This window comes from Streptomyces sp. NPDC041713 (assembly GCF_055591085.1).
Map to the genome: position 1 here is coordinate 513,204 of NZ_JBVIZY010000004.1, position 25,204 is coordinate 538,407.

17 protein-coding genes and 1 pseudogene are annotated in these 25,204 nt (G+C 70.7%); 11 read left to right on the forward strand and 7 right to left on the reverse strand.

Annotation, left to right across the window (positions count from 1 at the left end; all coding sequences use genetic code 11):
- Window positions 1–6 precede the first annotated feature (6 nt).
- The 4 genes and pseudogenes from ACZ6CV_RS15335 to ACZ6CV_RS15350 form a co-directional block, all read left to right on the forward strand.
- A complete protein-coding gene (locus ACZ6CV_RS15335) occupies window positions 7–2,307 on the forward strand; it encodes an ATP-binding cassette domain-containing protein (protein WP_469251252.1) in 2,301 nt (766 codons plus the stop codon).
- A 62-nt stretch (window positions 2,308–2,369) separates the two neighbouring features.
- On the forward strand, window positions 2,370–3,146 hold the full coding sequence (gene ddaH, locus ACZ6CV_RS15340; protein ID WP_469251253.1) for a dimethylargininase: 777 nt from the start codon (window positions 2,370–2,372) through the stop codon (window positions 3,144–3,146).
- Between the two features lie 157 nt (window positions 3,147–3,303).
- Complete coding sequence (locus ACZ6CV_RS15345) at window positions 3,304–4,275, forward strand: acyl-ACP desaturase (protein ID WP_362360922.1); 972 nt, start codon at window positions 3,304–3,306, stop codon at window positions 4,273–4,275.
- Window positions 4,276–4,583: 308 nt separating this feature from the next.
- Window positions 4,584–5,675, forward strand: a pseudogene (locus ACZ6CV_RS15350) (MMPL family transporter); the annotation flags it as partial.
- 24 nt (window positions 5,676–5,699) lie between these two features.
- Here the strand turns inward: ACZ6CV_RS15350 and ACZ6CV_RS15355 are convergent.
- Window positions 5,700–5,945, reverse strand: coding sequence for a WhiB family transcriptional regulator (locus tag ACZ6CV_RS15355; RefSeq protein ID WP_358707100.1), 246 nt, complete (start codon window positions 5,943–5,945; stop codon window positions 5,700–5,702).
- Between the two features lie 196 nt (window positions 5,946–6,141).
- Window positions 6,142–6,924, reverse strand: coding sequence for a VOC family protein (locus ACZ6CV_RS15360; RefSeq protein WP_469251254.1), 783 nt, complete (start codon window positions 6,922–6,924; stop codon window positions 6,142–6,144).
- A 231-nt stretch (window positions 6,925–7,155) separates the two neighbouring features.
- Here ACZ6CV_RS15360 and ACZ6CV_RS15365 point away from each other — a divergent pair, with 231 nt between their 5' ends.
- The gene (locus tag ACZ6CV_RS15365) at window positions 7,156–8,394 is read left to right on the forward strand and encodes a glycoside hydrolase family 64 protein (RefSeq protein WP_469251255.1); all 1,239 of its coding nucleotides are present in this window, start codon (window positions 7,156–7,158) and stop codon (window positions 8,392–8,394) included.
- A gap of 108 nt (window positions 8,395–8,502) precedes the next feature.
- Here ACZ6CV_RS15365 and ACZ6CV_RS15370 read toward each other — a convergent pair whose 3' ends face one another.
- On the reverse strand, window positions 8,503–9,534 hold the full coding sequence (locus ACZ6CV_RS15370; RefSeq protein WP_469251256.1) for a LacI family DNA-binding transcriptional regulator: 1,032 nt from the start codon (window positions 9,532–9,534) through the stop codon (window positions 8,503–8,505).
- A 701-nt stretch (window positions 9,535–10,235) separates the two neighbouring features.
- A complete protein-coding gene (locus tag ACZ6CV_RS15375; protein WP_469251481.1) occupies window positions 10,236–11,327 on the reverse strand; it encodes a multicopper oxidase domain-containing protein in 1,092 nt (363 codons plus the stop codon).
- A 214-nt stretch (window positions 11,328–11,541) separates the two neighbouring features.
- On the opposite strand from ACZ6CV_RS15375, the gene ACZ6CV_RS15380 reads away from it, so the two are divergent.
- A complete protein-coding gene (locus ACZ6CV_RS15380) occupies window positions 11,542–14,067 on the forward strand; it encodes a ThuA domain-containing protein (protein ID WP_469251257.1) in 2,526 nt (841 codons plus the stop codon).
- 89 nt (window positions 14,068–14,156) lie between these two features.
- Window positions 14,157–16,304 carry an OmpL47-type beta-barrel domain-containing protein gene (locus tag ACZ6CV_RS15385; protein WP_469251482.1) on the forward strand — a complete coding sequence of 716 codons (2,148 nt, stop codon included), beginning with the start codon at window positions 14,157–14,159 and terminating at the stop codon, window positions 16,302–16,304.
- A 102-nt stretch (window positions 16,305–16,406) separates the two neighbouring features.
- Here the strand turns inward: ACZ6CV_RS15385 and ACZ6CV_RS15390 are convergent, their stop codons facing one another.
- The 3 genes from ACZ6CV_RS15390 to ACZ6CV_RS15400 all read right to left on the reverse strand — a co-directional run bounded on the left by ACZ6CV_RS15390 (window position 16,407) and on the right by ACZ6CV_RS15400 (window position 19,492).
- Entirely contained in the window at window positions 16,407–17,342 is a 936-nt protein-coding gene (locus ACZ6CV_RS15390) for a DUF6183 family protein (RefSeq protein WP_469251258.1), read from the reverse strand.
- A gap of 193 nt (window positions 17,343–17,535) precedes the next feature.
- Entirely contained in the window at window positions 17,536–18,567 is a 1,032-nt protein-coding gene (gene ligD, locus ACZ6CV_RS15395; protein ID WP_469251259.1) for a non-homologous end-joining DNA ligase, read from the reverse strand.
- Between the two features lie 193 nt (window positions 18,568–18,760).
- Window positions 18,761–19,492: a dienelactone hydrolase family protein gene (locus ACZ6CV_RS15400; protein ID WP_469251260.1), complete on the reverse strand. Its 732-nt coding sequence runs from the start codon at window positions 19,490–19,492 to the stop codon at window positions 18,761–18,763.
- A 243-nt stretch (window positions 19,493–19,735) separates the two neighbouring features.
- Between ACZ6CV_RS15400 and ACZ6CV_RS15405 the strand changes: the two genes are divergently transcribed.
- From ACZ6CV_RS15405 to ACZ6CV_RS15420, 4 genes are all read left to right on the forward strand, one after another.
- The gene (locus ACZ6CV_RS15405; RefSeq protein WP_469251261.1) at window positions 19,736–20,806 is read left to right on the forward strand and encodes an ATP-dependent DNA ligase; all 1,071 of its coding nucleotides are present in this window, start codon (window positions 19,736–19,738) and stop codon (window positions 20,804–20,806) included.
- A 326-nt stretch (window positions 20,807–21,132) separates the two neighbouring features.
- Complete coding sequence (locus ACZ6CV_RS15410) at window positions 21,133–22,914, forward strand: hydroxysqualene dehydroxylase (RefSeq protein ID WP_469251483.1); 1,782 nt, start codon at window positions 21,133–21,135, stop codon at window positions 22,912–22,914.
- A gap of 181 nt (window positions 22,915–23,095) precedes the next feature.
- Window positions 23,096–24,001 carry a DUF3048 domain-containing protein gene (locus ACZ6CV_RS15415; protein WP_469251262.1) on the forward strand — a complete coding sequence of 302 codons (906 nt, stop codon included), beginning with the start codon at window positions 23,096–23,098 and terminating at the stop codon, window positions 23,999–24,001.
- Window positions 24,002–24,133: 132 nt separating this feature from the next.
- Entirely contained in the window at window positions 24,134–25,201 is a 1,068-nt protein-coding gene (locus tag ACZ6CV_RS15420) for a hypothetical protein (protein WP_469251263.1), read from the forward strand.
- Window positions 25,202–25,204: the final 3 nt, after the last annotated feature.

The window sequence follows — 25,204 nt, forward strand, 5'->3', positions numbered from 1 at the left end:
GAAGGCATGGACCAGGAGACACACCAGTACATCACCATCGACGGAGCCCGCGAGAACAACCTCCGCGCCGTGAGCCTGCGCATTCCGAAGAACCGGCTCACGGTGTTCACGGGGGTCTCCGGGTCCGGGAAGTCGTCGGTCGTCTTCGACACGATCGCGGTGGAGTCGCAGCGCCAGCTGAACGAGACGTTCACCTGGTTCGTCCGCAACCGGCTGCCCAAGTACGAGCGGCCGCACGCGGACGCCATCGAGGAGCTCTCCCCCGCGATCGTCGTCGACCAGAAGCCGGTCGGCGGCCACTCCCGGTCCACGGTGGGCACGATGACGGACATCTACGCGGTGATCCGGGTGCTGTTCTCCCGGCACGGCACGCCGAGCGCGGGTCCGGCCACGGCGTACTCGTTCAACGACCCGGCGGGCATGTGTCCCGCCTGTGACGGCCTCGGCCGCGCGGTGCGGCCCGACTACGACCGCATCCTCGACCCCGCCAGGTCTCTTGCGGACGGCGCCATCCTCTTCCCGCCGTTCGCCGCGGGGACCTGGCAGGGCCAGACGTACACGAACACGCCCGACCTCGACCCGCACAAACCGGTCGGCGAATTCACCGACGCCGAACGGCAGTTCCTGCTGCGCGGAAGCGGCCGGCGACGGAAGGTCAACGTCAACAACACCGGCGGCGCACGGGACATCGACTACGAGGGGCTCGCCGACCGCTTCGAGCGCCTCTACCTCAACCGCGACCTCTCCACCCTCTCCCAGCGGACCCGTGACCTGGTGCAGGGCTTCCTCAGCGAGGACACCTGCCCGGCCTGCGACGGCGCCCGCCTCAACCCCGCCGCGCTCGCCACCCGCGTCAACGGTCTGGGCATCGCGGACTGCACCCGCATGGAGGTCACCGACCTCATCCGGGAGCTCGGCCGCGTCGAGGGCGCGGTGGCGGCCCCGATCGCCCGGGCGGCCGTCACGGCGCTGGAGCGGATCGAGGCGATCGGCCTCGGCTACCTCAGCCTGGACCGCGAGACGTCCACGCTCTCCGGCGGCGAGGGGCAGCGCCTGAAGATGGTGCGCCACCTCGGCTCCAGCCTCACCGGCATGACGTACATCTTCGACGAGCCGAGCGTCGGCCTGCACCCGCGGGACGTGGGGCGCCTCAACGACCTCCTGCTGCGGCTGCGCGACAAGGGCAACACGGTCCTGGTCGTGGAGCACGACCCGGACGTGATCGCGGTCGCCGACCACGTCGTCGACATGGGCCCAGCGGCCGGCGCGGGCGGCGGCCTGGTCGTGTTCGAGGGCACCCCGCGGGAGCTGCGGCACGCGGACACCCTCACCGGGCGCCACCTGCGGCGCGCCAGCGGCATCAAGGAGCGTCCGCGCGAGGCGGCCGGCGGCCGCTGGGTCGAGGGCGCCGCATTGCACAACCTGCGCGACGTGAGCGTGCGGGTGCCGACCGGGGTGCTCACGGCGGTCACCGGGGTCGCGGGGTCCGGCAAGAGCACGCTGGTGTCGGCGTTCACCGCGGCGCATCCGGACGCCGTCGTCGTCGACCAGTCGTCCATCGGCATCTCGGGCCGCTCCACCCCGGCGACGTACCTCGGGATCATGGACACGGTACGCAAGCTCTTCGCGCGCGGGACCGGCGCGAAGGCGAGCCTGTTCAGCTTCAACTCCCATGGGGCGTGCGAGAGTTGTCAGGGCCGGGGAGTGATCTCCAGCGACCTCGCGTTCATGGACCCGGTCACGACGACCTGCGAGGCGTGCGAGGGGCGGCGCTTCAAGGACGAGGTACTGCGGCTCACCGTCGACGGCCGGTCCGTGGTGGACGTCCTGGAGATGACCGCCGAGCAGGCGCTGGAGTTCTTCGCGCGCTTCGACGACACGGCGGTGCGCCGCCGGCTGTGCGCGCTGCGGGACGTGGGCCTCACCTACCTCACGCTCGGGCAGCCGCTGAGCACCCTCTCCGGCGGCGAGCGCCAGCGCATCAAGCTCGCCACCCAGCTGCACCGCACGGGCACCACGTACGTCCTGGACGAGCCGACCACCGGCCTGCACATGGCGGACGTCGACGGCCTCCTCGGGCTGCTCGACCGGCTCGTCGACGCGGGCAACACGGTGCTCGTCGTCGAGCACAACCTCGACGTCGTCAAGCACGCGGACTGGGTGATCGACCTCGGCCCCGACGGCGGCAAGCACGGCGGCCGGATCGTGTTCGAGGGGACGCCCGCGCAATTGCTGCGGGCCGAGGGGTCGTTCACGGCCGAGCATCTGCGAGGCACCCTGGGCCGGGGCCGGGTGCGCGCTGCATGATGTGCGGCACGGCGCCGCCCGGTGAGGGCGGCGGCGCCCCGCCCGCGTGAGGAGAGCCGCCCGTGCCCAGCAAGAAGGCCCTGATCCGCCGCCCGAGCCCGCGCCTCGCCGAGGGCCTGGTCACCCACCTGGAACGCACGCCGGTCGACGTGCGGCTCGCGGTGGGGCAGTGGGAGGCGTACGTGGCGGCGCTGAACCGGCACGGCTGGGAGACCTTCGAGGTGGAGCCCGCCGACGACTGCCCGGACGGGGTGTTCGTGGAGGACGCCGTGGTCGTCTTCCGCAACGTGGCGCTGATCGGCCGCTCAGGTGCCGCGGCCCGGCGGGGCGAGAGCCCGGGTGTCGAGGAGGCGGTGGCCCGACTCGGCTGCTCGGTCAACTGGGTGTGGGAGCCCGGCACGCTCGACGGCGGTGACGTCCTGAAGGTGGGCGACACGCTCTACGTGGGGCGCGGCGGCCGGACGAACGCGGAGGGGGTGCGGCAGCTGCGGGCCGTCTTCGAGCCGCTCGGGGCGCGGGTCGTCGCGGTCCCGGTGGCGAGCGTCCTGCATCTGAAGTCGGCGGTGACGGCGCTGCCGGACGGTACGGTCATCGGCTACGAGCCGCTGGTCGACAGCGCGGCGCTCTTCCCGCGCTTCCTGCCCGTACCGGAGGAGGCGGGGGCGCATGTGGTGCTGCTCGGCGGTTCGGATCTGCTGATGTCGGCGAGTGCGCCGAAGAGCGCGGAGCTCTTCGCCGACCTCGGGTTCGACCCGGTTCCCGTCGATATCAGCGAGTTCGAGAGGCTGGAGGGCTGTGTGACGTGCCTCTCAGTTCGGTTGCGCGGACTGTACGCCTGACCTGCAATGAGGCCTTCCTTGCCCTGGTGAGGGGCGCCCCGCGGTCCGAGGGGCCTTTACGGCGGGCTTAACCTACGGCAACGTAACCTACGAGACCGTAGGTAGTGCACCGCTCGCGCTGCCGCAGAAATACTCCCCGTCCCCCTCTGGAGCCCCCGTGACGATCACCTCTCCCCACCTCGGCAGCGCGGACAGCTGGACCGATGCCCGGCTGCTGTACGCGCTGGAGGAAGTGGTCGAGCAGGAACTCAATCGCCACCTCAAGGTGGCCAAGGACTGGATGCCCCACGAGTACGTCCCGTTCTCCGACGCCCGCAACTTCCCCGGCATCTTCGAGGACGGCGAGGCGTGGGAGAAGGGCCAGTCCCCGGTCACCGACATCGGGCGCATCGCGCTGGTGGTCAATCTGCTCACCGAGGACAACCTCCCCAGCTACCACCACGAGATCGCCTCCCTCTTCGGCCGCGACGGCGCCTGGGGCACCTGGGTGCACCGCTGGACGGCCGAGGAGGGCCGGCACGGCATCGTGATGCGCGACTACCTGCTCGCCTCGCGCGCCGTCGACCCGGACCAGCTGGAGCAGTTCCGGATGGCGCACATGAGCGAGGGCTTCGAGTCGGACAACCGTCACTCGATGCTGCACTCGGTCGCGTACGTCGCCTTCCAGGAGCTGGCGACCCGCATCTCGCACCGCAACACCGGCCACCAGTCCGGTGACCCGGTCTGCGACCGCATGCTGGCGCGCATCGCCACCGACGAGAACCTCCACATGGTCTTCTACCGGAACCTCCTGAAGGCCGCCTTCGAGCTCGCGCCCGACCTGACCATGCAGGCCGTGCGGGACGTGGTGGTCAACTTCCGGATGCCCGGCCACGGCATGCCCGGCTTCGAGCGGGCCGCCGCGCAGATGGCCATCGGCGAGGTCTACAACATGCGCATCCACCACGACGACGTGCTGCAGCCCGTGCTGCGCTTCCTGAAGGTCCTGGAGATCGACGGCCTCGGCCCCGAGGGCCTGAAGGCCCAGGAGGAGCTCGGCTTCTTCATGGGCGGCCTCGACGCGGAGGCCTCGAAGTTCGACGAGCGCCTCGCCGCCCGCAAGGCGCGGATGGCGGCGCGCGGCGCCTGACACCACCGGCGCCGCACTCGGCGCGCAACGCACGGCCCCGGAGCGGACGCTCCGGGGCCGTCGCGGCTTCTTTGGGACGGTCCTCGCCGATCTGCCGACCGCGTTCACTCCGTTGCCGGACACCGGCTGCCGGGCGGGCCACCGCAGGCTTGAATCCGGGTGACCGACGCCTGCGGGAGTGAGCATGCCTGTGCCGACCGGATCGCACGAACAGCGGCCGAGCGCCCGATCACCCCGGCCGGGCGGACACCGCGGGCTCGGCCAGTGGTGCGCCCGGCACTCCGTGGCCGTCGTCGTGCTCTGGCTGGTGGCGAGTGCGCACCCCCGTCGCCGAGACGGACACCACCACCGGGGTGGCGGCGCAGGGCGGCTGGCACCGCTACGCCCAGCGCGTGGAACGACGGCCCTGGTACTTCCTCGTCGGTGGCGCCCTCGTGCTCGCGGTCCTGTCGATCCCGGTCTTCTTCATCCAGCTCGGCCACATCGGCGACGGGGCGGACCCGAAGTCCTTCACCGACCGCCGGGCCTTCGACACGATGTCCGACGCGTTCGGGCCGGGCTCCAACGGCCCGTTGACCCTGGTCATCTCCACGGCCTACTCCGTGGCCGCTCCCCAGGACGAGCGGACCACCGATCTCCTGGACGACCTGACCGATCACGTGTTGCCGCAGGCGGTGTCGGGGACGGACGCACGCACGTACGTGACCGGCACGACCGCCGCGCAGGCCGACTTCCTGGAGATCGTCGCGAGCAAGCTCCCCCTCATCATCGCGGTGGTGGTGGGCCTCGCCTTCCTCGTCATCCTCATCGTCTTCCGCGGCCTGCTGGTCGCGGTCAAGGCCGCGGTCCTGAACGTCCTGTCCATCGCGGCCTCGTACGGGGTCGTGGTGGCCGTCTTCCAGTGGGGCTGGGGCGGCCCGGCGCTCGGCGTCTCGGGCAAGGTGCCGATCGAGAGCTATGTGCCGATGATGATGTTCGCGATCGTCTTCGGCCTGAGCATGGACTACGAGATCTTCCTGCTGTCCCGGGTCCACGAGGCGTGGCAGCGCACGCGGGACGCCCGGGCCAGCGTGGCCCACGCCTTGGAGATCACCGCCCGGGTGATCACCTGCGCGGCGCTCATCATGGTCAGCGTCTTCGCGGCGTTCATCCTCAGCGACAACATCGTGGTGAAGATGCTGGGGCTCGGGCTGGCCGTCAGCGTCCTGATCGACGCGACGGTGGTCCGGCTGCTGTTGGTACCGGCCGTCATGACCCTGATGGGCCGGCACGCCTGGTGGACCCCCCGATGGCTCGACCGCGTCCTGCCGCACATCGACGCGCAGGGCGACGACGAAGGCCACGACGAGGGCAACCACGAGACGGAAGCGGCCGGTCCGGGCCGGCGGGCCCCGATGTGAGGTCGGGGCCCGCCGGCCACGGGCTCAGGCACGGTCGCGTCTGAGGGCGTACCGCTCCTTCTCGGAGAGGCCGCCCCAGACTCCGAAGCGCTCGTCGTTGTTCAGCGCGTACTCCAGGCAGGCCGTGCGCATCTCGCACATCTGGCAGATGTCCTTCGCCTCACGCACCGAGCTACCGGGCTCGGGGAAGAAGAAGTCAGCTCCCGTCTGGGCGCACAGGGCCTGCTCCTGCCAGGCGAGTTCGGGCTCGGCTGTCATCTCGATCTGCATGCCGTCGATGCTGTCCCATCGCGCGAAACAACCGATCAACGATTGATCAACGAACGATTTGTCGGCCCTCCGCCGCCCGTGCGCGGGCCCTCTGCCGCCCGTGCGCCCGGTGAGGGAGCCCCGCCCGTGAGGCCGGTGAAACTGCCCCCATGCGCCCGGCGAGAACTGCCCGACCCGCGCCACCGGCAAACCGTGCTCAGGGCGACGGCTGGAGCACCGCGAACCGCGCGCCCGCCGGGTCGGCGAGCTTGGCGAAGCGTCCCACACCCTCCATCGACACGGGCTCCATCCGGACCGTACCGCCGCCGCGCCGCGCCCGGGCGGCCGTGTCGTCGCAGTCCTCCACCTGGAAGTACGGCATCCAGTACGCCCCCGCCTCCACCTCCGCGGGGTCGGAGTCGAGCGGCACCACGCCGCCGAACATGTCGTCCGCCGTGCCGTCGGCGGGGTGCACCATCGTGTACGACCCGCCGGGGAAGGGGGCCTCGGTGGTCTGCCAGCCGAACACCTCGCCGTAGAACGCGACGGCCGCGGCGACGTCCGGCGTGTACAGCTCGGACCAGACCAGACTGCCCGGTTCGTTCACGACGTCGAGGCCCTTCATCTCCCCCTGCTGCCATACGCAGAAGGGCACCCCGGCGGAGTCGGCGAAGCCGGCCATGCGGCCGAGGTCGAGGACGTCGGCGGGGCCGAAGACGGTGCGGCCACCGGCCTGGTCGACCGCCTTGGCGGTGGCGTCCACGTCCGGCGTGCGGAAGTAGACCGACCAGGACGCCGCGGCCTGGTCGGCGGGCATGGCCATCGCTCCGGCGACGGTCCTGCCGGACTGCTGGTACTGGCTGTACCCGCCCACCTCTTCCCCGCCGCGCAGGAGCTCCCAGCCGAACACCTCGCGGTAGAACGCGCCGACGGTGTCCAGGTCCGGCGCGCACATGTCCACCCAGATCGGGGCACCTGTGACGAAGCGCTTATTGAGCATGATCGACTCCTTTGTCGCATGTCTCTTTCCTCCTTCCGAGTCTGGCACCGGCCACTGACAATCCGCCTTTTCGGCCCCCGCATCGTCATGTGATGAAGCGAGAACATTTTTGAGAGCGCTCTCAGTCACAACTCTTGACGCCGCGCGGGCCCGTCGGAACAGTGGTGCACCACCCCCCACGGCCCCCCAGCCACCCCCACATCCCCCACGCAACCGCGCAGGAGACCTTCCGTGATATCGCGTCGAACGTTCCTGACCTCCACCGCCGGCGCCGCGGGCGCCCTCACCTACCCCGTCTGGGGTAGCGCCCTCAGCCCCGGCGCCCGGGCGGGCGGCAGGGCCGCTCCGGCCACCTGCGAACTGGCCCTCGCGAACAAGTCGCTCCCCGGTCAGGTGCGCGCCTACGTCACCGGCCACGAGCAGGGCACCGACCGCTGGGTGCTGCTCAAGCCGGACGGCGGCGTCTACCGGCCCGAGTCTCCGTCGGCGCCGCAGACCCCGCTGCCCGTCGACTGCGCCATCCCGCTCGGCGCCGCGGGTTCGGCGCCCAAGGTGCTGACGCTGCCTCAGATGTACGGCGCCCGGGTCTACTTCGTACGCGACGACAAGCTGGACTTCTTCCTCAACCCGGGCCCCGCCCTCGTCGAGCCCGCCTTCGCCACCCGCGAGGACCCCAACTACGGCCGCACGTGGTCGTTCTGCGAGTTCACCTTCAACCCGCAGCAGCTCTACTCCAACATCAGTTACGTCGACCTCGTCACCGCGCTGCCCATCGGGCTGACCCTGGAGGGGGACGGGACGCACACCGTCGCACCGCTGCCCGACGGGGCCGTCGACAAGATCGCCTCCGACCTCGCGGCCCAGACGGCCAAGGACGGGCAGCCGTGGGACAAGCTGGTCATCCGCGGCTCCGGTGGCGGTGTGCTGCGGGTGATCTCGCCGCAGAACCTGATGGCGCCGTACTTCGACAAGCCGGACCAGATGCCGTTCCGCGACCTGTGGAACGGTTACATCGACCGGGTGTGGGACAAGTACCGCTCCACGGACCTCAAGATCGACCTGCAGGGCGGCCGCGGCGTGTTCACCGGGCGTGTCAGCGGCGACGTCCTCACGTTCAACGGCGGGCACTCCTTCGCCAAGCCCACCTCGAAGGACATCTTCACCTGCAACCACGGCCCGTTCGCCAACAACCCGGGCGACCCCGACGACAAGAAGGGCCTGCTCGCCCGGCTCGCGGCGGGGTTCAACCGCAGCATCATGCTCACCCACCCCGAACAGCCGAACGGCACGACCACGGCCGACTACTACCGGGACGATGTGACCAACCACTGGTCACGGGTGGTACACGCCAACTCCCCCATCGGCTATGCGTTTCCCTACGACGACGTGCGCCCCGACGGACAGCCCGACGTGTCCGGGGCCGCGCATGACGGGAACCCGCGGCGGTTCACGGTGAGCGTGGGGTCGTGAGCGGTCTGCGGTGCCCCGGGCAGCTGAGACTCCGGTGGTGAGAGTGCGCCGCCCACCCGTTCCGCTGAGGGGCACGCGCGGGAGCACAGGCACAGGCACGGGCGCCGGTCACGCCGAGGCCCTGCGCACCAGGGACGTCGGCAGCACCACACCGGCCGCCGCCCCTGCGGCAGGCTCGCCCGACCTGCCGCGCAGCAGCATCCGGGCCATCAACCGGCCCATCCCCTCGATGTCCTGACGGACCGACGTCAGCGGCGGTTCGGTCTGCTCGGCCACCGCCAGCATGTCGTCGAAGCCGATCACCGCCACGTCGTCCGGCACCCTCCGGCCCTGCTCGCGCAGCACCCGGAGGGCGCCGGACGCGGTCAGGTCGTTGGCGGCGAAGACCGCGTCCAACTCCGGTACGCGGGCGAGCAGTTCCCGCATCGCGCGCTCACCGCCCGCCGGGGTGAAGTCGCCCTCGGCGACGAGCCGCTCGTCCACGTCGCCGAGCGCGTCGCGGAAGCCGTCGAGCCGGTCGACCGCGGAGGTCTGGTCGAGGGCGCCGGTGATGTGCGCGATCCGGGTGCGGCCGAGGCCGACCAGATGGCGCACGGCCTCGCGTGCTCCGCCCCGGTTGTCGCAGTCCACGTACGGCGGCGCCGGCTCGTCCGGGCCCGGCTGCGGCCAGCCGGGCCGCCCGCCGAACACGGTGGGCACCCCCGCCCGCCGGATGATCCCGGGCAGCGGGTCGTCCAGGTGCAGCGAGAAGACGAGGGCGCCGTCCACGTGGCCGCCCGCCAGATAGCGGCCCACCCGCTCGTGGTCGTCCCGCCCCTCGGTGAGCAGCAGCACCAACTGGACGTCGTGGGACGTCAGTTCCTTGCTGATGCCGCGCAGCTGGAGGGCGAAGAACGGGTCGGCGAAGACCCGCGTCTCCGGTTCGGCGATCACCACGGCGACGGCGTCGTGGCGCCGGGTCACCAGGCTGCGGGCGGCGCGGTTGGGGACGTAGCCGAGCTCGTCGACCGCGTGCCGCACCTTCTCGGCGAGCACCTCCCGTACCCCCGGGTCGCCGTTGACGACACGGGACACGGTGGCCCTGGAGACCCCGGCGCGTGCGGCCACGGCCTCCAGGGTGGGGCGCGGTTCCTCGGTCACCTTCGGTCACTCCTCCCTGACGGTGTCAGGAGGCATCCTCCCGTATGGACGGGGGTGTCACGTCGCGGCCCTCCCCCCGCGCGGAGTGGGCTCGCGGCGGAGGAGCTCCTCGTCGGAGCAGTCGGAATCAGGGTCCTCGACCAGACAGAGGTCGAGTCCTTTCCCGTCCCGCCGGACCAGAGCCGACAAGAGGCAGGAGGAGTCGGAGCCGTCGATGTCCAGAGAGATCTCGTCGCCTCTGGTGAGAGCTTCATCGGTGAACGAGGACCCATGGGCGTCGGGGGGACCGAAGAACTGCCAGTACCCGGCCGCCGTTTCAGGGCAGGACGTTCCCCCCAACATCGCACTTTCCAGATGGGACCAGGTCATAGCGCGGTCGGAACCCAGATGAAGCCGAGCGCCGCCCGCATTGCTCCACTCCCCCGCGACGGCCGACTGATCGACACGGGCCGCGTCCCCACCTGCCTGGGCGCAGGCCACGCAGGCCCACGCCAGCGCGACACCCAAGGCCGACAACCGTCTCACTGAGTTACTCATCAGTGCCCCCGCCCCACCCCACGATCAACTGAACGCGTTCAGAATAGGAGCAGGCCGGGAGACCGGTTCAGGGGCCCCACCAGGGAAAAGCGGCCGTCACGAGTCCAGCGGAAAAGGCAGCGCTGTGGCGTGCCGAGCATGAGTGGTCATACGGCAGGACGTAGTCAGTGGTGCTCGTGCTGATGCTCACCCGCCGCCCCGTCCGCGGACAGCTCCCCACCCCCCGACGACTTCGACTGCGACGTCGTCTTCGGCTTCGACTGCGACGTCGTCTTCGGCTTCGACTGCGACTTCGCCGTCCCGCCATGATGCGGCTCGTAGTCCGGAATCGTCCCGTCCGCCTTCTTCACCAGGAACAACCCGGCCATGCCCATGTCCGAATGGCTCTGCACATGGCAGTGGTACATCCACGCCCCCGCCCCCACGCCCTCGCCCGCGATGACCTGGAAGCCGAAGGAGTCGCCCGGGCCCGTGATCTTGTCGTCGAGGATCTGGCTCGGGTCGTCGGGGCCGCTCAGCAGGCCCGTGCGGTTGTCCGCCCAGCGATGACCGTGCACGTGGAACGTGTGGTAGTACTCGCCGTGAGTGATCGAGACGAACTCGACGCGGTCGCCCACCGTGGCCTCGAAGGCCGGAGTGTCGTGGCCCGCCTTGTTGTTGATCGTCATGTCGTTGAAGACGATCGTGAAGGTCTTGTCCGGCAGCAGGTCCCCCTTGCGCCGCACGATCAGCGGCCCGTAGAGGCCCTTGCGCACGCCCCCGGTGCCGTGATCCGTGCCGACCACGTGGTCGTGGTAGTGCCAGTAACCCGCGGTCCCGGGACGCCACGTGCCGTCCTTGCGGCGGCCCGGGGCGTGCGTGCGCCAGGTGTAGGTGCGCTTGCCGCCCGGCTCCACATGGCTCTTGGTGTGCCGGGTGCCGTCGCTGGAGATCTCGTAGTCCATGCCGTGGACGTGCAGACTGGCGTCCACGTCCATGGTGTTCTCGAACTCGATGTGCAGCGTGTCGCCCTCGTTCAGCTCGATCAGCGGCCCCGGTATGGACGCCTTGCCCTTCTCCAGGCCGTACCCCATCTGCCCGTCCGGGAGCTTCTCCGCGTACAGCTTGATGCGCTTGACCTCGCCGCCCGCGGGCGCGGTCTTCGGCCCCTCCGCCGTGCTCGCGTCGGGCGCACCCGCGACCGACAACGATGTCACCCCCGCCGCCGCTGCCGCACCGCCCACGAGCATCCGCCGGTTGAAACTCCGCCTGTCCAGATTCCGTCGAGCCATGACGAACCCCCCTGTGCGGTACGGGTGTTGGCGGGGCGCCTCGGGCCCCGGGGACGGCCACACGGTATCGGCCGGATCTTTGTTTATCCACACGCAGGACAAAGTTCGTGCTATCGCGGTGATACCTATTGGCGCGGCGCGAAAAGAGGTCTAGCTTCGTCGGCGCTGTTGCTGTGACCGACGAGGGGTGGGTGTACTCATGCGGCGCACACCGCATCAAAGGCCGTTGACCGTACGAGGGTTGAGCCGACCACGACGGAGACCGAACCGCTCGCACCGGGCCTGGGCGGCGGCGCTGCTGTCCGGCGCCCTGGTCACCGGGGCGCTCTCGACCCAGGCCGCGTCGGCGCGGCCGTATCCGGAACCACCGTTGACAACGATGTCCCTTCCCTCGCCGCCCGGCGGGGCCAACGTCAAGGTGCTGGTCTTCCACGGTTCGGCGGCGGGCGGCGACGAGTCCCCCGTCGTCGACGCGGGGATCGCGGCGATCGAGAAGATCGGCCAGACCGGCCCCGCCGCCGGGCGGTTCAAGATCGAGGCGACGGACGACCCGTCCGTGTTCACCCATGAGGCCAAGCTCGGCAAGTTCAACGCGGTGACCTTCCTGACCGGCGGCGGCGACGTCCTCGACGCCGAGCAGGAGGCGGGCCTGGAGGCCTACATGGAGGCCGGCGGCGGCTTCCTCGGCATCCACGACGCGGCCCGCGCCGAGCCGTACTCGACCTGGTTCACCGGACTCCTCGGCGCCCGGCCCGCCGACGCGAGCCCGACCACCGTCCAGCGGGCCACCGTCGAGGTCGGCGACCGGGAGAATCCGGCCACCAAGAACCTGCCCCTGCAGTGGAAGCGCCCCGACCAGTGGCTGAACTGGCAGAAGAACCCCTCCGGTGACGTGCACACGGTCGCCCGCGTACGGGAGTCCACGTACCAGCCGGGTGCGGGCAAGAACGGCGCGGACCACCCGGTGTCGTGGTGCCGCGACTACGACGGCGGCCGCTCCTTCTACACGGGCATGGGCGGCACCGCGGCCTCCTACGACGAGGTGGACTTCCGCGACCACCTGCGCGGCGCCCTGATGTGGACCACCCGGCTGGCGCGCGCCGACTGCAAGGCCACGATCAACGCCAACTACAAGGCGGAGCGCCTCACCCAGCCCAACCAGCCGGGCAAGAACGACCAGATCGGCGAGCCGCACGGCCTGGTCACCGCGCCCGACGGCAAGGTCCTCTACATCGGCCGCGGCGGCGCCGACTCCTCGCAGCCGGTCGTCACCGACTGGAACGACCCGAACGTCGGCAAGGGCACCGGCGAGATCCACGTCTACGACCCGAAGACGAACAAGGTGACCCTCGCGGGCGCTCTGACCGTCTTCGGCAACAAGGGCGGCGGCGAGGAACTCACCAAGGTCGAGGAGGGGTTGCTCGGCATCGAACTCGACCCGAAGTTCGAGCAGAACGGCTGGGTGTACCTGCACTACACACCGCACGCGAAGATCAACCGCGAGACCCACATGGCCGAGCGGTACGTCTCGCGCTTCACCCTCGACCGGGCGACCGACAAGCTGGACATGGCCAGCGAGAAGGTGCTGCTCAAGTGGCCGGTACAGATCCACAGTTGCTGCCACGCGGGCGGCGGCATGGCCTGGGACTCCAAGAACAACCTCTACATCGCGACCGGTGACAACAACTCCTCCGGGTTCAGCGAAGGTTACTCGGGCAACAACCCGCAGCCGAACTTCAAGGGCGTCTCCTTCGCGGACGCGCGCCGCACCGCCGGCAACACCAACAACCTCAACGGCAAGATCCTGCGCATCCACCCGGAGCCGGACGGCACGTACACGCTCCCCGACGGCAACCTCTTCACCGGCAAGGAGCAGGACGAGGGCGGCGGCAAGACGCGCGGCGAGATCTACGTGATGGGCGTCAGGAACCCCGCGCGCATCTCGATCGACAAGAAGACCGACACCCTGTACGCGGGCTGGGTCGGCCCGGATGCCGGCGCGCCGTCGACGACCTGGGGCCCGGCCAAGTACGACACGTTCGCCGCGATCACGCACGCCTCCAACCGCGGCTGGCCGTACTGCATGGGCAACAACCAGCCCTACCGCGACCGCAATCTGCCCGACCCGACGAAGCCGCTCGGCTGGTACGACTGCAAGAATCTCAAGAACGAGTCGCCGAACAACGACGGCCTGGTGAACATCCCGCCGGCCGAGCCCAACAACATCTGGTACTCGCCGCAGGGCGGCGGCGTCGACTACCCGCGGGACGCGAACGGCGTGCCGAGCTACAAGACGGAGGAGCAGAAGACGCTCCTGCCGTGGCTCAAGGGCGGCGGCCAGGCGACCATGAACGGCCCGGTCTACCGCTTCGACGCGGCGAGCACGAGCGCCGACAAGTGGCCCTCGTACTGGGACGGCAAGTGGTTCGTCGGTGACTTCTACGACGCCGACCAGCCGCGGCATGCGGTCCTCATGGACCCGAAGAACGTGGGCAGCGGTGGTCTGCCCGTACACGCCGAGTCGCTGAAGAAGATCATTCCGATCGGCAACGACGGCATCAAGAACCTCATGGACTGGAAGTTCGCGCCGGACGGTTCGCTGTACGTCCTGGACTACGGCAGGGGCTTCTTCACCTCGGACTCCAAGTCCGCGCTGTGGCGCGTGACCTACAAGGGCGGCGCGGCGACGCCGGCCGCCGACGACCTGGCGAGGAAGGCGGGATGATGCGCGCATCCTGGAACGCGCCCGGCGGTGCCCGACGCACCGCCTCCGGAGGGCGAAGACTGTACGCGGCGCTGTTCGTGGCGCTCCTGATGGTGCTCGGGCTGACCTCCACCACGGCGGCGGCCCGCCCCGACGACAACGGTCCCGCGGCGGCCCAGACCCTCACCTGGACAGCCGACAACGACATCACGAAGTACAAGTCGGCGCCGACCACGGCGGTCGCGGGCGCGACGACGATCGTCTTCGAGAACAGTGAGGCGACCGGCAACACCACCGGCATGCCGCACACGTTGACGTTCGACACCTCCGACCCGGAGTACAACAACGACGTCACGCTGAACATCCTGGCCAACCCCAACGACGACCAGGGCGGCAAGCACACCGCCGAGGTCACGCTGTCCCCGGGCCGCTACCGCTACCACTGCACCATCCCGGGCCACGGCTCGATGCAGGGCGTCCTGGTGGTGACCGCGGGCGGCGGCGAGGACAGCACGGCGCCGGAGGCCTCCGCGAAGGTCGAGGGGACCACCAACGCCGATGGCGCGTACGTCGGTTCGGCCACTGTCGCGGTGACCGCGACGGACGAGGGCTCGGGCGTCGCCACGATCGAGTACGCGCTCGGCGCGGACGGCGCCTGGCAGCCGTACACGGTGCCGGTCGTCGTCGACCAGGTCGGCACGCACAAGATCCGCTACCGGGCCACCGACAAGGCGGGCAACGCGTCGGCGGAGAAGTCCGCCGACTTCACGGTCGTCGCGCCGCCGACGGACGACAAGACGCCGCCCGAGACGTCCGCCACCGTGGCCGGTGAGAAGAACGACCAGGATCAGTACGTCGGGATGGCGACGGTCACCGTCACGGCGTCGGACACCGGCTCCGGCGTCAACAAGATCGAGTACGCGCTCGGTGACGGCGCCTGGACCGCGTACACGGCTCCCGTGATGGTCCACGAGGCCGGCGCGCACAAGGTGCGGTACCGCGCCGCCGACAAGGCGGGCAACCAGGCGGCGGAGAAGTCCGTCGAGTTCACCGTGGTGGCGCCGCCCGTGGAGGACAGGACGCCGCCGGAGACCTCCGCGAAGGTCGAGGGCGACAAGGACTCGGACGGCGCCTACCTCGGCCGGGCCAAGGTGACGGTCACCGCGACGGACGCCGGCTCCGGGCTCGACAAGGTCGAGTACTCCCTGGACGGCGGCCCCTACCTCGCGTACGGGGCGCCGGTCACCGTCGACCGCGTGGGGCGGCACAGCGTGGCGTACCGGGCGAGCGACAAGGCGGGCAACACCGCCGCGGCCAAGACGGTGTCCTTCACCGTCTCCGAGGGCGGCGGCGTGCCCTCCCCCAACTGCCCGGAGTACGACGAGCGGTCGACGGTCTTCGTCGGCACGGTCGACACGGGCATCCCGAACCGGGTCACCAACAACCGGTGCCGCGTCGGCGAGTTGATCGAGGACGAGAAGGAGTGGACCTCCCAGGCGCTGTTCCTCAAGCACGTCAAGGGCGTCACGGACAAGCTCCTCAAGGCGGGTGAGATCGACCAGCGCGAGTACAACAAGATCAACCGCGCCGCCAAGCAGTCCGGCATCGGCAAGCCCGGCCAGACCGAGGGCTACCGCAAGATCTTCGACGGCACGCAGAAGTCCTTCGACCAGTGGGAGCAGGTGGGCGGCGGCAAGTTCGGTCTCAACGCCGACGGTTCGATCACCAGCTCCACCTCGGTCGACGGCATGGGCATGCTGTGGTTCCCGAAGCGGAAGTACGGCGACTTCTCGCTGAAGCTGCAGTGGCGGGACGACGCTCCGGGCAACGGCAACGCCAACGGCGGTGTCTTCGCCCGCTTCCCGCAGGTCCACGACCACCCGGAGGAGTCGCGCCCGGAGTGGGTCGCCATCAAGTACGGTCACGAGCTGCAGATCAACGACCGCCCCGACGGCGACATGTACAAGACGGGCTCGGTCTACGGCTTCGACCGCGTGGGCCTCGCCGGCGCCCACGTCACCCCGAAGGGCACGTGGAACGACTACGAGATCAAGGTGGTGGGCCAGCACTACTCGATCTACCGCAACGGCGTCCTGATCAACGAGTTCGACAACGTCGGCGGCCAGGACTTCACACCGCCACGCGGCGACGACCCCGGCACGGACGGCCGCCGCTACGCGTCCGGTTACCTGGGCCTGCAGGTCCACAGCGTCTCGGACGTGGTGTCGTACCGCGACGTCCGGGTCAAGGAGCTGTAGCCCGACCCCGGCCCCGGCCCGCACCACCGCGGCGCCCTCACCCGTACGGGGTGGGGGCGCCGCCTGCGGTGCACCGCGTCCGCCGTGCCCTCCGGGCGGGCCCTATCCACCGGTGTCCGTTGCCGCCAGCACGGCCGCCCGCGTGCGGGAAGGATCAAGCATCGCGAGACCCACGTCGGCCGTGCCGTGATGGAACCAGGGGGTGAACGCCAGGAAGCGCAACCATCGGCAACCGGACGCGTACCGCGCCGCCTCGAGGAACGGTGTGTCCGAGGGCAGGTCCATCAGTGCGTACAGCCCTTGCCATGCGTACAGTCGCGCGTAGACGCCATGCTGTGGGCGGCCGTCGACCCCACCGTTGCAGGCCGCCGAGTACAGCTCGTTGAGTGCGTCGTCGGCGGCAGTCAGACAGGCCGACATGCCGCCCCGGCCCGGCTCGCCCTCGAGCGCGTCGAGCGGTAGCTCCCGCAGGAACGCCATGCCGAAGTCTTCATCGGCCAAGGGCCGCGGCAGGGCGAAGAACCGCGCCTCCGGCTCACGCGCCCAGCCTCCCGCGGTGAACGCCCGGGCGACCGCTCGCGACCGCGCAGCGTCCGGCACCGCGTGCGCCGCGGCCCCGGCTGCCGCGCCGCGTTCCGTGCCGGGCATCTCGGGGAAGCGCTCCGCCAGTTGTCGCGCGGTGCGCACGCGCCCGGCCCCGCGCGTCCGCACACCGAAGCGGTGCTCCAGATCGAGGCGCGTGTCCGGCAACCAGGCCAACGGGTGCCCCACGCCCCGCAGTTGTTCCGCGTACGCGTCGAGCGCAGGCAGCGCGCGCCACGCAGCTCCCCGCAGAGACAGCTCCGCGATCACACAGGCCCGCAACTCGGTCTCCGGATCGGCGCCCTCGCGGGGTGACTCGGCGAAGAGGGGTTCGAGCTGCGGGAGGCGCCGGCTTCTCGCCAGCTCGGCGGCGATCCCCCGAAGCACATCCGGCCGGGACGCGGCCAACCGCTTCAGCTCCGCCGGGTCGGGCAGGATCATTTCGTCACCACTCATACCAGGAGACTAGGAGTCGCCCACCCCGCTGAAGTATCAGGGTTTCGCCTCCTGGCAGGACCTTGCGTATCTTCCTTCAAACGTGCATGCAAGGAACTGAGCTTGTGCGACGGGGGATCCGCACCGGGTGCGGTCGCTGGCGAAAGACCTCCACGGCTTGTCCGATCTGACGCGAAGCGTGGAAATGAGACCGCTACTCCTCGTGCCTCGCCCGGCTCGGCTGCACCCGTTTCGGCTCCCCCGGCATCTTCGGGTACTCCGGCGGGTACGGCAGGTCGCCGAGGCCGTGGTCGCGTTCGTCCTGGTTGGCCAGGTCGAGCAGTGCGTCGAGGGAGTGTGCCCGGTCGTCCATGGCGGCGTGCACGTCGCCGACCTCCGCGAAGCGGACCGGCATCGTCGCGAGGTCGAAGTCCTCCGGTACGGCGTCGTCGACCTCGTCCCAGCGCAGCGGGGCCGAGACGGGGGCGTGCGGGCGGGCCCGTACGGAGTAGGCGGAGGCGATCGTGCGGTCCCTCGCGGTCTGGTTGTAGTCCACGAAGATCTTGGAACCGCGCTCCTCCTTCCACCACGCCGTGGTCACCGCGTCCGGCATCCGCCGCTCCAGCTCCCGGCCGCAGGCGATCGCGGCGCGGCGCACCTGGGTGAAGGTCCAGCGCGGTTCGATCGGCACGAAGACGTGCATGCCGCGGCCGCCGGACGTCTTGGGCCAGCCCACGAGACCGCCGAACTCGTCGAGCACCGCACGGAGTTCGTGCGCGGCCCGCACCGCGTCGGCGTAGTCCGTGCCGGGTTGCGGGTCGAGGTCGATGCGGAGCTCGTCGGGGTGGTCGATGTCGTCGCGCCGCACGGGCCAGGGGTGGAAGGTGAGGGTGTTGTACTGCGCGGCCCAGACGACCGCGGCCACCTCGGTGGGGCACATCTCGTCGGCGGTGCGGCCGCTGGGGAACGTGATGGTGGCGGTGGGGATCCAGTCCGGGTGGTTCTTCGGGGCGCGCTTCTGGTAGAAGAACTCGCCGGCCGCCCCGTCCGGGTAACGCTGCAGCGTGGTGGGGCGGTTCCGGAGCGCCCGCAGGATGCCGGGGCCGACGGCCACGAAGTACTCGGCGAGGTCCCGCTTGGTGAACCCCCGCTCGGGGAAGACGACGCGGTCGGGGCTGGAGAGGCGCACCTCCCGCTCCCCCGTGTCGATCTGCACGGCCGCGCTCTTGCCGTTGGCTGCACCCATGCGAGCCACGCTAAGCGGGTTGCGCGTGTGGCGCATGGCGGGGCGCCGGTGTGCTCGGCCCGCCCGCGGCTTCGACGGTCCAGAACGCGGCCGCCGCGGGCGCGGCGGCGGGCGTACGCCTGCCGGCAGGGGCCGGGTCAGGGCCCGGAGCTGCCCAGGCGGAGCTGATACCAGCTGACCCGGCCCCCCTCCGCTACGCGCGCAGCGTTCCGGCGAGGAGCGGGAGCAGCCGCTCCCAGTGGCGCCACAGCCCGTCCGGATCGAACGCGTCCGTGTCGGCCATGGTGAACCCGTGGACGGTACCGGGATAGATCTCCGAGGTGCCGTGGGCCTTCGCGGCGTCCAGGGAACCGTTCAGCTCGGCCAGCGCCTCGGGGGTCAGATCGCTCTCGGCGTGGCCGAAATGGATCCGCGCGGTGATCCGGGCGAGGCTGTCGGGCCCGTCCGCGCCCACCGGGGCGTGGAACGCGGCGAGGGCGGCGACCCGGTCGGGGTGGGCCGCGGCGGTGCGCGTCGCCAGCAGGCCGCCTATGCAGTAGCCGGTCACCGCGACCGGTCCCGCGGCGACCTCGGGCCGGCCGGCGAGGAACTCCAGGTAGGCCTCGGCGTCCCGGCGTACCCGGTCAACGGTGTGCTCCTCGATGAGTGGCATCACCTGGGCCAGGAGCGCGGTCCTCGCCTCCTCTCCGATGTGCTCGGGAAGGTCGAACAGGGGGATCGGTCCGTTCCGGTAGAAGATGTGCGGGACGAGCACGTAGTACCCGTGCCCGGCCAGTTCCTCGGCCATCTCCCGCAGGACGGGCCGGATGCCGAAGGCGTCCGGGTACATCAGCACCGCGGGATGCCGTCCGCCGTCGTCGGGGAAGGCGGCCAGGGCCTCGGCGCGGCCGTCGGGGGCGGGGATCTGCAGCATGGTGGTGGGCATGAACGCTCCGTCGTGGTTGAGGGATTGAGCCTGTGATCAACGACGACGGAGGCGGCGGCGCCCGCTCCCGGGCCCACGACGCACGTCCCGACCGCAGGACCGCGCCTGCCCGCACGGCACTCAGCGGAGCGCCGGGGAGCCGTTTCGTGTGTGGCGTAACGCCGTCCCGGTCTTCATGGCCGCACAGCCTAACCGACCGGCGCCGAACAGGCGGAACGTACGGACCCCTCCTAGATTTGGACCATGGATCTGCCGGTCATGCCGCCCGTGAAGCCCATGCTCGCCAAGCCCGTGGCGAAGATTCCGCCGGGCATGCAGTACGAGGCCAAGTGGGACGGGTTCCGCGCGATCGTCTTCCGCGACGGCGACGAGGTCGAGATCGGCAGCCGGACCGGGAAGCCGCTGACCCGGTACTTCCCCGAGCTGGTGACGGCCCTGCGCGAGCGCCTGCCGGAGCGGTGTGTGGTGGACGGCGAGATCGTGATCGTCCGGGACGGTCACCTCGACTTCGACGCGCTCACGGAGCGCATCCATCCCGCCGTATCCCGCGTGACCCTCCTGGCCGAACGCACCCCCGCCTCCTTCGTGGCCTTCGACCTCCTCGCCCTCGCCGACCAGGCCCTTCTCACCACCGGCCTCGCCGAGCGCCGCGCCCTCCTCGTGAAGGCGCTGTCCGGGGTCACGCCACCCGTCCACCTGGCGCCGGCGACCACGGACCCGGCGACGGCGCAGGTGTGGTTCGAGCAGTTCGAGGGGGCGGGCCTGGACGGCGTCATCGCCAAGCCGCTCGACCTGGCGTACCGCCAGAACGAACGCCTGATGTACAAGATCAAGCACGAGCGGACGGCGGACTGCGTCGTCGCGGGTTACCGGTTCCACAAGAGCGGCCCCGTCGTCGGCTCGCTGCTGCTCGGGCTGTACGACGACGAGGGCGCCCTGCAGCACGTCGGCGTCTGCGCGGCGTTCCCGATGAAGCGCCGTGCCGAACTCGTCGAGGAGCTGGAGCCGCTGCGGATGGAGTCGGCGGCCGGGCACCCGTGGGCGGCCTGGACCGACGAGAGCGCCCACGAGACGTCCCGGATGCCCGGCGCCCCCAGCCGCTGGTCGGGCAAGAAGGACCTCTCCTGGATTCCGCTGCGCCCGGAACGGGTCTGCGAGGTGGCGTACGACCACATGGAGGGCGGGCGACGGTTCCGCCACACGGCCGCGTTCCGCCGGTGGCGCGCCGACCGGGCCCCGGAGAGCTGCACGTACGCCCAGCTGGAGCAGCCTGTGCGGCACGCCCTCGACGACGTCTTCGGCACCCCCGGCTGACCGGCGCTACCCGTCCCCCACGCACCTCGGCCGACCGGCGCCACCCGTCCCCCCACGCACCCCGGCTGACCCGGCGCCTCCCGTCCCTCACGTACTCGCACGCCCGTCCCCCGCGCACCCGCGACCACCGCAATCACGCCAATGTGCGATCACGTCCGCCCGTACCTTCCACCCCATCCGCCGTGACCGTAGGCTCCTGCGCCTGACACCGCAGTTACCGACGGTAATGGGGGCTGGACATGGGGCGGGGCATGGGGCGGGACGAGGGTGCGGCCAAGGATCCGGGGGCGAGACGCGAGGGCACCGAAGGCGCGGGGGCCGAAGGCGTGGGCGCCGAAGGCAGCACACGACGGGGATTCGTCGCGGGGGCCGCCGCCGTCGGCGGGGCCGCCGCACTCGGCGTGGGCGTGGGCGCGCCGCCCGCCGCGGCCACCCCGACGGCGCCGCGGGCCAAGCCGTCCGTGGCCGTGCTCGGCGGCGGTGTCGCGGGACTGACCGCCGCCCACGAGCTGGCCGAGCGCGGGTTCGCGGTCACCGTCTACGAACGCCGGGCGCTCGGCGGCAAGGCCCGCAGCATGGACGTGCCGGACAGCGCGAAGGGCAACCGCAAGCCGCTCCCCGGCGAGCACGGTTTCCGCTTCATCCCCGGCATCTACCACAACCTCCCGGACACGATGCGCCGCATCCCCTTCCCCGGGAACGCGCACGGCGTGTGGGACAACCTGGTCGCGCCCCGCGAGATGTCGTTCGCGCGCACCGGCCGCGAGGATCTCCGGATGCCGATCCCCTGGCCGGGCAGCGACCCGGAAAGACTCACCCTCGACGACATCCGGCGGGCGCTCGGCGCGCTGCTCGACACCGCGTTCAACCTGCCGGCCCATGAGGCCGCGTACTTCGTGAACCGCGCGTTGGTCTTCCTGACCAGCTGCGACGAACGCCGGGAGGACGACTGGGAGTCCACGCCCTGGTGGGAGTTCACCCGGGCCGAGCGGATGTCCAAGGACTACCAGCGCATCCTCGTCATCGGCGTCACCCGCAACATCGTGGCGACCAAGGCCGAGGAGGCCAGCACCCGCACCGTCGGCACGCTCGGCGAGGCGTTCGTCCTCAACGCGCTCGGCCAGGGGGCGGACGGCCCGCCCGACCGGATCCTCAACGCGCCGACCAACGAGGCGTGGATCGACCCGTGGGTCACCCATCTCACCTCCCTGGGCGTGGAGTTCCGTATCGGCTGGACCGTCCGCGAGCTGGGATTCGACGGCGGCCGCGTCACCAAAACTGTGGTGGAGGACCCGGACGGCGTACGGCGCGACATCACCGCCGACCACTATGTGCAGGCCATGCCGGTGGAGCACGCGCGCCGCACCTGGAGCGCCGCGATGAAGGCGGCCGATCCACAACTGGCGCGCTGCGACGAGCTGCAGACGGACTGGATGACGGGCATCCAGTTCTATCTGACGGAGCGTCCGCCCGTGGTGCGGGGCCACTTCAACCTCATCGACTCGCCCTGGTCGCTGACCGGCATCGCGCAGGCGGCGCACTGGCCGGAGCGCGACTTCCCGACGGACTACGGCGACGGCGTCGCGGTCGACTGCCTCTCGGTGGACATATCCGAGTGGGACAAACCGGGGATCCTGTACGGCAAGACGGCCAAGCAGTGCACTCGCGACGAGGTCGCCAAGGAGGTGTGGGCGCAGCTCAAGGCCGCACTCAACGACACCGGAAGGACCGTCCTGAGCGACGGCAAGCTGCACTCGTGGTTCCTCGACCCCGGCGTCTCCGGACTCGGCACGCCGAACCCGACGAACGAGGACCAGCTCCTCATCCACCCGGTGGGCACGTTCCACAACCGTCCGTCGGCCGCCACGAAGATCCCGAACCTCTTCCTGGCCGGCGACTACGTCTCCGTGGACATCGACCTGGCGACGATGGAAGGCGCCAACGCCGCGGCCCGCCAGGCGGTCAACGCCCTTTTGAAGCAAGCGGGTTCGGACCAGAAGCAGTGCACGGTGACGCCGCTGTACCGGGTCCCGGAGATCGAGGTCCTCAAGCGCCACGACCGCACCCGCTACCGGCTCGGCCTGCCGAACGCCCTTGATCTGGGCTGACGCAACGGGCTGCGACCGTACGCGATCGGGGTAGGACTCCCGCATGAAGCGGCGAGCAAGAACGCGGACACCGGCGCGCACCGGAACACCCGGCGTCGGAACACCCGGCCCCGGAACACCCAGCACCGGGACGCCCGGCACCGGAACACCCACCGGAACGCGCGCCCGAGCCGGGGCGGCGGTGGCGATCGCGGTCGCGACCGCCGCCCTGACGTCTGGCTGCACGATCGAACCCTCCGGGGCGGACGGCAACCCGCCCCCGGGCTCGGGGCAGGGCGGCGTACTCGCCGTGAAGATCGACAACGTCGGCCCGGCCCGCCCGCAGACCGGCCTGGACGCCGCAGACGTCGTCTATGCCGAGCAGGTGGAGGCGGGGCTCAGCCGACTCATGGCGGTCTACGCGTCCCGGCTGCCGTCCGCCGTGGGTCCGGTGCGCAGCGCGCGCGAGACCGACCTGGAACTGCTGCGCCAGTTCGACCGGCCCGTGCTCGCGTTCTCCGGCGCGCAGTCCAAGCTGCTCCCCCTCATCGCGGGCGCGCCGGTGCGTGCGCTGCCGCCCGGAAAGGCGCCCGGCAACGCCTATTACCGGGGCGCCGACCGGGCCGCGCCGCACAACCTCTTCCTCCGTCCGCGTGCCCTGAAGGCCGACCCGAAGGCAGGCGCGCTGGCCGCCACCGGCTTCCGGTTCGGGCCGCGCCCGCGGGGCGGCACTCCGCAGGCCCACCGCACGGTCCGCTTCCCGGCCGCCAGTTTCTCCTTCGACTGGGTGGAGTACGAGGGGCGTTGGCGCGTCACGATGGACGGGCGGCGGGCCCGTACCTCCGACGGCAAGGAGCTGGCCCCGTCGACGGTCGTCGTGCAGTACGTGAAGGTGCGGCCGTCACGCTTCCACGACCGCGCGGGCAGCGTCTCGCCGTTCACCGAAACCGTCGGCCAGGGCTCCGCGAGCGTGCTCCGGGACGGCCGCGCCTACCGGGCGCACTGGAGCCGCCCCTCGGCACGGTCGGGCACCGATTTCACGACCCCCGACGGCACACCGCTGCCCTTCGCCAAGGGACAGGTGTGGGTGGTGTTCGCGAAGGCCTGAGGTTGCTGCGGTGTGGGGTCGGGGCCGCTGATACCGTCACCCACGCCATCGACGGAAGCCAACCAGGGGGAACGGGTGCGGAGTTGGACAAGTGCGTTACCGCGCAGGGTCGTTCGTTACGGTGCCGCAGCGTTGACGCTCTTCGTGGTCGCGGGGGTGGGCTGGTTCTTCATCGGGGGTGGCTTCGCGAAGTGGCGCGACGGGCCGTCGTTGGCTGATGCGTGTGACGGTACGGTGGCCGTCGATCAGGTGCGCGCGCTGCTCAAAACCGATGATGTCACCGGCAAGACGAAGCACACAACCCTGGGAAGAAGCTCCGCGGACGAGTCCGGCCCGCCCGTCATGTGCTGGTTGGACGGCCCCGGCGGGTTCAAGCAGCGGGCGGTCGTCGAGATGGAATGGCGTTCCAAGGCGTGGAGTCCGGAGATCGTCTCCGGCCGGAGAGGCAGCTCTTACGTCACTCAGTTCTCGACGCCGATCACCGGCGGTTGGTCGGGCATGATGACCCCTGCGAACGATCAAGCCACGGCTGCCGTCGTCCTCAGGTGCCGCAACACGACAGGGCCGCGTGTCGGGGACAGTCTGTCGCTGTTCGCGACGAGTTGGGGCGGGCGTCCGTTCAAAGAGGCGGCACAACGTGTGCGGCTGGCCCGGTTAGCGACGCAGACCGCGCAGGCGGCCGCCCGCGAGTACGGCTGTGATGCCCGCTTCGGCAGCCGTGTGAAGCGTGTCGCTCCGCTCAAGTACAGCTCGGAGACAAATCCGGATGCGCCAGTCCTGGCTCGGGCGGGTGGCACGTGCGCGGGTGTCAGGGCGGGCTGGTTGATCACCCGGGCCCAGGGGACCGCTACGGCCGAGGCACCCGTCGAGGACTGCCTGCTGCTCGACGATCATGGACGGACCAGGTTCCGCCTGTCCGCTTACTACGGCACTTTCGCCGATGATCAACGGCTCAAGACGCGGTCCACCAAAAGCCTCAGGGAGTACAGCGACACCTCGCCGCTCCGGACGGATTTCGTCTACCGCGCGGAGGCGACCTGCCCCGGCTCACCGCGCCAGGCTGTCTTCGTCATCGACTACCTCGCACGCAGCGACAGTGACGACGACAAGCCACAACGCCGGTATGCGCGAGCAGCATTGCAAGACTTCGCCGAGCGATCCGCGACTCGGCACGGGTGTACCGACACAAAACTGCTGTAGACC

Bases quoted from the DNA above. Each gene is read 5' to 3' on its own strand.
- ACZ6CV_RS15335 (WP_469251252.1), top strand. From the start codon at position 7: ATGGACCAGGAGACACACCAGTACATCACCATCGACGGAGCCCGCGAG.
- ACZ6CV_RS15355 (WP_358707100.1), bottom strand. From the start codon at position 5,945: ATGCAGATCGAGATGACAGCCGAGCCCGAACTCGCCTGGCAGGAGCAG.
- ACZ6CV_RS15360 (WP_469251254.1), bottom strand. From the start codon at position 6,924: ATGCTCAATAAGCGCTTCGTCACAGGTGCCCCGATCTGGGTGGACATG.
- ACZ6CV_RS15380 (WP_469251257.1), top strand. From the start codon at position 11,542: ATGCGGCGCACACCGCATCAAAGGCCGTTGACCGTACGAGGGTTGAGC.
- ACZ6CV_RS15385 (WP_469251482.1), top strand. From the start codon at position 14,157: ATGGTGCTCGGGCTGACCTCCACCACGGCGGCGGCCCGCCCCGACGAC.
- ACZ6CV_RS15390 (WP_469251258.1), bottom strand. From the start codon at position 17,342: ATGAGTGGTGACGAAATGATCCTGCCCGACCCGGCGGAGCTGAAGCGG.
- ligD (WP_469251259.1), bottom strand. From the start codon at position 18,567: ATGGGTGCAGCCAACGGCAAGAGCGCGGCCGTGCAGATCGACACGGGG.
- ACZ6CV_RS15400 (WP_469251260.1), bottom strand. From the start codon at position 19,492: ATGCCCACCACCATGCTGCAGATCCCCGCCCCCGACGGCCGCGCCGAG.
- ACZ6CV_RS15405 (WP_469251261.1), top strand. From the start codon at position 19,736: ATGGATCTGCCGGTCATGCCGCCCGTGAAGCCCATGCTCGCCAAGCCC.